The 6,509-nt window shown below is 53.9% G+C and carries 8 protein-coding genes; 4 read left to right on the plus strand and 4 right to left on the minus strand.

The genetic code is table 11. The annotated features are described in order from the left end of the window. The first annotated feature begins 78 nt into the window (after positions 1-78). Positions 79-1,578, plus strand: coding sequence for a cryptochrome/photolyase family protein (locus IQ254_RS28805; protein WP_193969590.1), 1,500 nt, complete (start codon positions 79-81; stop codon positions 1,576-1,578). A gap of 93 nt (positions 1,579-1,671) precedes the next feature. Continuing rightward, complete coding sequence (locus tag IQ254_RS28810) at positions 1,672-2,127, plus strand: hypothetical protein (RefSeq protein WP_193969591.1); 456 nt, start codon at positions 1,672-1,674, stop codon at positions 2,125-2,127. A 79-nt stretch (positions 2,128-2,206) separates the two neighbouring features. On the opposite strand, the gene IQ254_RS28815 is transcribed toward IQ254_RS28810, so the two are convergent. Then, entirely contained in the window at positions 2,207-2,662 is a 456-nt protein-coding gene (locus IQ254_RS28815; RefSeq protein ID WP_193969592.1) for a Fur family transcriptional regulator, read from the minus strand. 113 nt (positions 2,663-2,775) lie between these two features. Then, a complete protein-coding gene (locus tag IQ254_RS28820) occupies positions 2,776-3,495 on the minus strand; it encodes a 16S rRNA (uracil(1498)-N(3))-methyltransferase (protein WP_193969593.1) in 720 nt (239 codons plus the stop codon). Between the two features lie 586 nt (positions 3,496-4,081). Here IQ254_RS28820 and IQ254_RS28825 point away from each other — a divergent pair. Both IQ254_RS28825 and IQ254_RS28830 read left to right on the plus strand, forming a co-directional pair. Beyond that, positions 4,082-4,309 (plus strand): Uma2 family endonuclease, encoded by a 228-nt coding sequence (locus tag IQ254_RS28825; RefSeq protein ID WP_313887603.1) that lies wholly within the window; start codon positions 4,082-4,084, stop codon positions 4,307-4,309. A gap of 31 nt (positions 4,310-4,340) precedes the next feature. Beyond that, entirely contained in the window at positions 4,341-4,571 is a 231-nt protein-coding gene (locus tag IQ254_RS28830; protein WP_193969594.1) for an antitoxin of toxin-antitoxin stability system, read from the plus strand. Between the two features lie 275 nt (positions 4,572-4,846). Here the strand turns inward: IQ254_RS28830 and IQ254_RS28835 are convergent, their stop codons facing one another. After that, entirely contained in the window at positions 4,847-6,421 is a 1,575-nt protein-coding gene (locus tag IQ254_RS28835) for a WD40 repeat domain-containing protein (protein ID WP_228041204.1), read from the minus strand. Next, complete coding sequence (locus IQ254_RS34065; protein ID WP_369011301.1) at positions 6,414-6,509, minus strand: transposase; 96 nt, start codon at positions 6,507-6,509, stop codon at positions 6,414-6,416. Before IQ254_RS34065 ends, IQ254_RS28835 begins: the two co-directional genes overlap by 8 nt.

The following is a 6,509-nucleotide window of genomic DNA, read 5'->3' on the forward strand; positions in this document are numbered from 1 at the left end:
TCCCACCCCTCCACCTGGCACTCCCCTGGTCTCTGCGCAACAATGAAGTCGAGCCATGTCGGAATAGGATAAACCGCAATGACCATCGGGGTTTGGGTGCTAGGCAATCAGCTGTGGCCAGAGCAGGCTGCTCTGGCAAGCTGCCAGACAAAAGATGCGCCAGTTCTCTTCGTAGAATCTCAAGCGTTTGCCCAGGAGCGACCCTACCACCGGCAAAAGCTAGTGCTAGTGTGGTCGGCCATGCGCCACTTTGCTGACGAATTGAAGGAGGCTGGGTGGCCGGTCACCTATGCGATCGCTGCCGATACCGAAACCGCCCTGCGCGACTGGATTAAAGCCGAGGAGATTACCGAGCTGCGGGTCATGGACCCGGTTGATCATCCCTGCTCTGCCTGGCTTGAGGGATTGGATTTGCCCTGTAAGCTCACCATTCTCGACAACAATCACTTTCTCTGGAGCGCCGCCGACTTTAGCACCTGGGCCAGCAAGCGCAAGGGCCTGCTGATGGAGAGCTTCTACCGCGAAGGCCGCAAGCGCTTTGACGTGCTCATGGAAGATGACCAGCCCGTCGGCGACCGGTGGAACTTCGACAAAGACAATCGCCAGCCGCCGAAGGGTAAGCTCAATACCCCTACTCCTCGATGGTTTGAGCCTGACCAGGTTACTCAAGCCGTGATCGACAAGGTTGAAACGTTAGGCATCCCCACCTTTGGCAACGCGACGCCCTTTAAATGGGCGGTTACCCGCGAGCAGGCGCTGCAAGTCCTGGAAACGTTTATTATAGAGCGGCTCGATACCTTTGGCCCCTATCAAGATGCCATGGTCACTGGCGAAGACACGATGTGGCATGCGTTGCTGTCGCCTTACCTAAATTTGGGATTGCTGCATCCCTTGGCGGTGGTGGAGCGGGCGGAGAAAGCGTTTTTAGAGCATGATCTGCCGCTCAACAGTGTGGAGGGATTCATTCGCCAGGTGCTGGGCTGGCGCGAGTACATGCGCGGTCTCTACAGCTATGTTGATGCCGACTACGGCGATCGCAACTGGTTTGACCACCGCCAGCCCCTGCCGGAATTTTTCTGGACTGGCCAGGTCGAGATGAACTGCCTGCACCAGGTGATTGATCAGACCCAGCGCACCGGCTACGCCCACCACATTCAGCGGCTCATGATCCTCAGCAACTTTTCGCTGATCGCCGGGTTCAACCCCCAGGCGGTGAAGGACTGGTTTCACGCAGCTTTTATTGATGCCTACGACTGGGTGATGCAGACCAACGTGATTGGCATGGGCCTGTTTGCCGATGGGGGGCTGCTGGCCTCTAAGCCCTATGCCTCGTCGGCCAACTACGTGAACAAAATGAGCGACTACTGTAAGGGCTGCCGCTATAACCCCAAAGACCGCACGGGAGAAGACGCCTGCCCATTTAATTTCTTCTACTGGGACTTTTTGCACCGCCAGCGCGACAAGCTCCAGACCCAGGGGCGGATGAGCTTTATTTTGAAGAACCTGGATCGCATGGAGCCGGAAGACCTGGAGGCGATTCAACAGCAGGCCAAGGACTGGCACCAGGCCCACCGGTAGAAGTTGTGTTTTGTGACAGTTCGGGAGCGCGATCGCAGCCCCCTGGGCCCCAGGGCTAAAATGCAGATCTGTCGAATCCTCTGGTAAAGCTTCATGGTTCAAACCGCACCTCAGACCCCCGCCGACACTCTGCCCGGCGATAGCTATCTAGTGGTGGGGCTGGCCACCTGTTATCTGCGTCACGAGGGAGAAACCGTCGAGCTTCAGGTGCTTGAGCCCATTCCCTCCGCCTATCTACAATCAGTCCTGCAGGGGGTGCCGACCTCCTATAGCGTTATCTGCGGCACCACCATTGCCCAGGCGCTAGCGCTAGAGTTGCCAGAGATTGCGACTGACCCCGCTCAACCCTGCGCCGACTTTGAAGAACGGGTGCAGGCCGCCGCGCGCACCTATCAGTCTCGTCCCGAAGCAGTAGATCTGGTACCTAGGGGCACGCTGCACCGTGAGCTCAACTACTCCACCGAGAAAAAGCGGGTGCTCAACAGCCAGCGCAAGATTTCAAAAAACGACAACGTCAAGCAGCACAAGTACACCCACGAAGTCCTGTAGGGGCAAAGGGTTGTTTACCCGGTAGGGGCATAGCACTGCTATGCCCCTATCTCTCGCGAGATACCGGTAGGATTTGACCCTAAATCGGCACAATCGATCGCTGGCAGCTGGGGCAAATGCCGTGGATTAGCAGCTGGCAGTCGAGAATGTGATAGCCAGAGCGATCGGCTGTTTTAGCCCCGGCTTTGAGCACCGAGTCATTTTTAAACTCGATAGTTTTATTGCACCGCACGCAGATCAGGTGGTGATGGTGATGGGGCGCGGGCTGATTGATTTCGTAGCGCTTTTGGCCCTCGGCCAGCTCTAGCTCGCGCAAAATACCCATGCGGGCCATCAGCTTGAGATTGCGGTAGATGGTTGAGAGGCTAATGGGCTCCCCTTCTTGGCTGAGCAGCTCACAGAGGTCTTCGGCACTCAGGTGGGTGCCCTCGGGCAGATTTTGAAAGGTTTTGAGCATGGTCTCTCGTTGGGGAGTCATGCGCCAGCCGCGCTCGTTGAGCTCGGCCTTGAGAGCCGATGGAGTGTAAGCAGCCACAGCCTGGATCCTCCGATGAGATTTCAATAACTCCTGCTTAATGAGAATAGTAGCGAATTCTTGAGGGGATTTGCAATAATTTTTGCTTATTGAGAATGACTCCGAAGACTGGTTTAGACAACTTTAAGGCTGTCTTCTAATCTGCGGGCAGCAGTAATTAGCGTCAAGGCTGCCAGGGGAGCCGTTACCGCCCTGAGAATCTGAGGACCGAGGGAAACTGTCTCAAACCCAGCTGCGATCGCCGCCTCAACCTCAGCTTCAGTCCAGCCCCCCTCCGGCCCGGTGGCGATGGTAGCTGGCTCGGCCGCAGGGCGGCTCAGAGCCGCCGCCAGCAAATGTGGCGCATCACCCCGCGCTACGCAAATCCAGCGGCTGCCCGTGGTGGTTTGGCTCAAGTAATCTCGCCAAGACATCGATGCCAGAATCTGGGGCAGCAGCAGGCGTTCCGACTGCTCGGTGGCCTCAGCGGCAATGCGCCCCCAGCGCTCTAGCTTGTTGGGGCTGGGTTGGGCCAGGGTGCGATCGCTGATCACGGGCTGTAGCGTCGTTACACCCAGTTCTGTGGCCTGCCGCACCACCTCGTCAAAACCATTGCCCTTGGGGAGCGCCGCCACCAGGGTCAGGTCAGCCGGGGGCAAATGGCGATCGGGCAGAGCCGGTACAATCGACGCCATCTCAGCCGTGGCGGTGAGCGTTGCCAGCCACCGGGTGCCCAACCCATCGAGGGCTAAGAACTGCTGCCCAGGCCGCAGCCGCAGCACTCGGTAGAGGTAATGCTGTTGAGATGGGGTGAGGTGAAGCTGGTCTGCTGTCACTTGAGCGGGCTCAACCATTAACCGCTGCACAGAGCCTCCTGCTGGGCCAGGTAAACGCCTTTTCTCTTATACCCCGAACCCCAAATACTAAGGCCCCCAGCCCGAAAGCTGGAGGCCCTTGTGTTTAGATGTTTCAGTATAGTACGTACCCTATAAGAGCCTTAGCGGCTCATGACTACCATAGGTGACTCTACGTAAAGAACGAATAAGCCGCTTGTAAAGCTTCGCTCAAGCCTTTTAGAAGCTGGCTGGGGAGCTGACAGCAAAGTCCGGCTAATCAACCCTAGAATGATAGCGTTGCACGATAGGCTTAACGCGAGATGGGGCGTCGCCTGGAGCGATAACCACGCTTGACCATTGAGAAACTAGAACAACCTGAATTCAGGCTAAGCCTCCCTCGTTTAGAACCAGGCTAGCCTTCCCCGCCTGGGAGGGTTTAGGGGTGGGTTGGTCTGAGCCATTGCCCAGCTATCCGTAGAATGCAGCCGCGTTGATGTCAGCATTTTGACCCACCCCGCCCTCCGGGCACACCCCCAGGCGGGGAAAGTGTGATCCTGAACTGAGGGTAGCTTACGGATTAAATGCGCCGCGATCGTGGCTGGTGGTGGAGGCGGTGAGCGCGTCTACCAAGAGCACAGACTATCGGGCCAAGCGGGCGGAGTATAGCGTGCTGGATAGTCCGGAATACTGGATCTGTGGCCCACTGAAGGAAAAGTTGACGGGGTGTGCGCTGCTGGAGGGGTGGTACGAGGCAGCGGAATACATCCAAGAAAGTACAATTAAATCACTAACATTTTCGAGCTTAAAATTGATCGCAAGGGATATTTGGTAAAAGCTAGGCAATCTGTCAAAAGAGGGCTTTCATGAACCAGGTGACTGTGCAAGAGGTGCAGCTGCATTTGCTAGAGTTGCTAAAAAATTTGAATCCTGGGGAAGCCGTCCAGATTGTCGCTGGGGAACAGGTTGTGGGTCGGCTAGTGGCTGAAGCGGGAGTAGCCCGCGCCCTTCGGCAACCGGGTAGTGCCGTTAGTACGTTGACTATCGTTGCGGAGGATGATGACCATCTGCAAGACTTTGCCAACTACATGCCATGAGACTGCTGTTAGATACCCATGATTTTCTATGGTTCGTATTATCAACATCGATGAGGTCTTTGATAGCTACGGTGTAGAACGCTAATGGTGAGTGGGTCTTGGCTCATTGAGCGGTATAACGACTGCGGAGACGCTGGCGAATGGCGTCAATTTCGGCGAAGGCTTCTAGAAATTCGCTGGGCTCAGCGTCGTGTGCTGGGAAAGATTGTATTCAGTCATCTCTTCTGGCAAAGTTGAAGCTAATGGTTGAGCATATTTTGTAGAGGTAGCAGACATCAGTTATTGGATGCACGCTCAACCGCGCCGAGTGCCAACATCATACTTCGCTGTGCGTCGGTAAGACCTTGTGCTCCGTAGATATTTGTACCCTCATAGAGACTTGGCAAAAGCAAGACAGCTAAGCTTGCTCCTGTATTAACATCCCACAGACGAATGGTAGCATCGCCGCTGCCTGTGGCTAGTCGTTGACCATCAGGACTAAAGACAACTGATCTGACATCAGCGGTATGGCCAGCAAAAGTATGAGTGCATTGCTGTTTTTGTACATCCCACAAACGAATAGTGGCATCGCTACTGCTGGTGGCCAGCAGTTTGCTATCAGGGCTGAAGGCAACTGAATTGACCCAATTGGTGTGACCGGTGAAAGTATGGACACATCTCCGCTGTTCAACATGCCAAAGACGAATAGTGGCATCACTACTGCTAGTGGCCAGCAGTTTGCCATCAGGGCTAAAGACAACTGAATTGACCCAATCAGTGTGGCCGGTGAAAGTATGGACACATTTCCGCTGTTCAACATTCCACAAACTGATAGTGGTATTGCGGTTACCAGTGGCCAACAGTTTGCTATCAGGACTAAAGGCGACTGAAATAACCTCAGCTTTATCATCGGTGAAAGTATGAACATATTTCCGTTTCTGCACATCCCATAGGTGACTATTGGCAGCAGCAGAGCCAGTAGCGAGCCACTGGCCATCAGGACTGAAAGCAACTGAATTGATCCAATTGGTGTAGCCAGTGAAAATATGAACACATTTCTGTTGCTCAACATCCCACAACCGCAGAGTGGCATCGGCACTGCCGGTAGCGAGCCACTGACCATCAGGACTGAAAGCAACTGAATTGACCCACTTAGTGTGACCAGTCAAAGTATGAACACATTTCTGTTTCTGCACATCCCACAAACGAATGGTGGTATCGGCACTACCAGTAGCGAGCCATTGGCCATTAGGACTAAAAACAACTGAATTGACTGACTTTGAGTAACCTGAGAAGGTATGAATACATTGCCGCTGTTCAACATCCCACAACCGCAAAGTGGCATCATCGCTACCAGTGACTAGCAACTGCTCACTAGGACTAAAGGCAACTGAATTAATCCCAGCAGTATGGTTGGAAAAGGTATGGACACACTTCTGCTGCTGGACATCCCATAGCCGAATAGCGGTATCGCCACTACCCGAAGCGAGCAACTGGCCATTAGAACTAAAGGCAACCGCCCAGACCCAACCAGTATGACCAGTGAAAGCGTGAACACATTTCCATTTCTGGATATCCCACAGACTGATAGTAGCATCGCTAGTACCCACAGCCAGCAATTGCCCATCTGGGCTAAATGCAACTGAATTGATCCCAGTAGTATGGCCAATGAAGGTATGGACACACTTCTGCTTCTGAACATCCCACAGCCGTAGAGAAGCATCATTGCTGCCCGAAGCAATCCATCGGCCATTGGGGCTAAAGACAACTGACTTAACCGAACTTGAGTGTTCAAAGAAGGTATGAATACATTGCTGTTGATGAACATTCCAGGTTCTTCCGGCAGCATGGTGATAAGTTTTTCTAATCAGAAAAGCAAGCTAGCAAGCGCTTACGGAAATTCTCAAAGTTTACAAACCCATAAGCTTGGCGCTTAATCAACTTAATTCGATTGTTGAT

The organism is Nodosilinea sp. LEGE 07088 (genome assembly GCF_015207395.1).
Taxonomy (GTDB): Bacteria; Cyanobacteriota; Cyanobacteriia; order Phormidesmidales; family Phormidesmidaceae; genus Nodosilinea.